The 2,030-nt window shown below is 74.1% G+C and carries 2 protein-coding genes; one reads left to right on the top strand and one right to left on the bottom strand.

All coding sequences use genetic code 11. The annotated features are described in order from the left end of the window. On the bottom strand, positions 1-1,306 hold a 1,306-nt coding region (locus tag JM949_RS35520), incomplete at its 3' end, for an MMPL family transporter (RefSeq protein WP_203152417.1). 123 nt (positions 1,307-1,429) lie between these two features. Here JM949_RS35520 and JM949_RS35515 point away from each other — a divergent pair. Beyond that, positions 1,430-1,945, top strand: a complete 516-nt coding sequence (locus tag JM949_RS35515; protein WP_203152416.1) for a MarR family winged helix-turn-helix transcriptional regulator — start codon at positions 1,430-1,432, stop codon at positions 1,943-1,945. The last annotated feature ends 85 nt before the right edge of the window (positions 1,946-2,030 follow it).

Genomic DNA, 2,030 nt, shown 5'->3' with positions numbered 1-2,030 from the left:
TGGCGGCGTCGGTGACCGCCCGCACCGCCCCCGGGGTGGTGATCACGGCCACCGGCTGGGTGCTGCCGGCGGGGAACGCCCGCGCCAGGGTCTGCGCCCCGGTGACCGCCTCGGGTTCGGCCCGGAACTGCTCGGTCTCGGACAGGCCGGTCCGGATGCCGAGTCCACCCAGCGTGAGGCCGCCGAGGAGCACTGTGGCCAGCGTCGCGACCACCACCGGGCGGCGCTCCACGGCGGTGCCGAGCCGGCCCCAGAGTCGGCCCTCGCGGACCGGGCCGCCGACCCGGGGGACGAACGGCCAGAACAGGCCACGGCCGAAGAGCACCAGCACGGCGGGGAGCACGAACAGCGCCGAGAGCATGGCGAAGACCACACCGGTGGCGCAGGCCACCGCCAGCGCGCGGTTGGTCTCCTGTTCGCTGAGCAGCAGGGTGAGCACACCGAGCACCACGGTGCCGCCGCTGGCCAGGATGGGCTCGGCGGTGCGGCGCAGCGCGGCGCGCATCGCCGCGAACCGGTCCGGCTCGCGTCGCAGCTCCTCCCGGTAACCGGCGATGAGCAGCAGCGCGTAGTCGGTGGCGGCACCGAAGACCAGCACGCTGGCGATGCCGGTGACCTGGCCCTGCTGGAGGTTGATGCCGGCGGCCGGCACGATGACGTCCACCGCGCGCAGGGTGATCTGCTCGGTCGCGGCGACCACCACCAACGGCACGATCCACAGGAACGGGCTGCGGTAGGTGATCAGCAGGAGCAGCGCCACCACGGCGGCGGTCACCGCGAGCAGTGTGACGTCGGCGCCGTCGAAGACCGAGGAGAGGTCGGCGGTGAAGGCCGGGGCCCCGGTCACCTCGGCGGTCAGCTCGTCGGGCAGCTCCGCCACCGCGGTACGCAGCTGGGTCACCGTCTCGGCGACGGCCTGCTGGCCGCCGGACGTGTCGAGCGGCACGGCGACCAGGGCCACCGCGCCGTCGGGGGAGACCTGGGCGGGGCTGATCTGCCCGCCCACCGCGAAGCGGCGCAGGTCACCGGTGCGCGCGCCGACGGTGGTCCGGTCGGCCTCGCTCAGCGCGCCGCCGTCACCCCGGCTGATCACCACGATGGCGGGTTGCACGTCGCGGGAGGGCAGCTGGTCCTGGAGGCGCTGCACCTGGGTCGACTGCCACCGCGCGGACAGGCCGGTGGCGGAGACCGGCGCCGGGTTGTCCGGTTGGGGCGTTCCGAAGACGGCCGCGCCGGCGACGATCGCGGCGGCCACGGTGAGCCAGGCGGCCAGCCGGCCGCGGGCGACTCTGGTGAACACAGACATCAGGTGACCTCAAGGTCCTTCGGAAGCCGAGTATCTCGATTGTCGAGATTATCGGCGGCTGCTCTATGCTGCAACCCGAGGACCGACGAGGGGGAAGAGCGGCGCGAGGTGGCGACTCACGGCATGTACCGGCGGCGCGACACGCGCCGCGAGCAGCTGGTCGCGGAGATCACCAACAACCTCCGGCGGTACGCGGCGGACGCCCAGCACGTCGGTCACGCCTTCGCCAACCTGCACGGCCTCAACCCGACCGACCTGCAGGCGTTGATCGCGGTGATGGACGCCGAGTTGCTCGGCGACCCGATCACCGCCGGCGGCCTCGGTGAGCGGCTGAACCTCTCGTCCGGCTCGGTCACCGCGCTGATCGACCGGCTGGAGCGGGCCGGCCACATTCGCCGGGACCGGGACACCGTCGACCGGCGCAAGGTGCTGCTGCGCTACGCCGACCAGGGCGCCGCCCTGGCCATGGCGTTCTTCCAGCCGCTGGGCGCCCGTACCGACACGGTGATGGCCCGCTTCGGCGACGACGAGCTGGAGGTGGTGCACCGGTTCATGGCGGAGATGAGCGAGTCGTTGCGGGGGCACCGGGACTCGGTGCGCTCCGCCCGGCCCGAGTCGCCCCGCCGCCCGACGGGCTGACCGGTGCCGGGACGACTCGTCGCCCGCCTTGCCGGCGCCGCGCTGGGCCTGCCGCCGACCCGCCCCGGCCCGGTGCGGGTCACCC

Source organism: Micromonospora tarensis, assembly GCF_016803395.1.
Classification (GTDB): Bacteria; Actinomycetota; Actinomycetes; order Mycobacteriales; family Micromonosporaceae; genus Micromonospora; species Micromonospora tarensis.
Note: the sequence above shows the minus strand (reverse complement) of the source record. Positions and strands in the feature narration are given on the sequence as shown.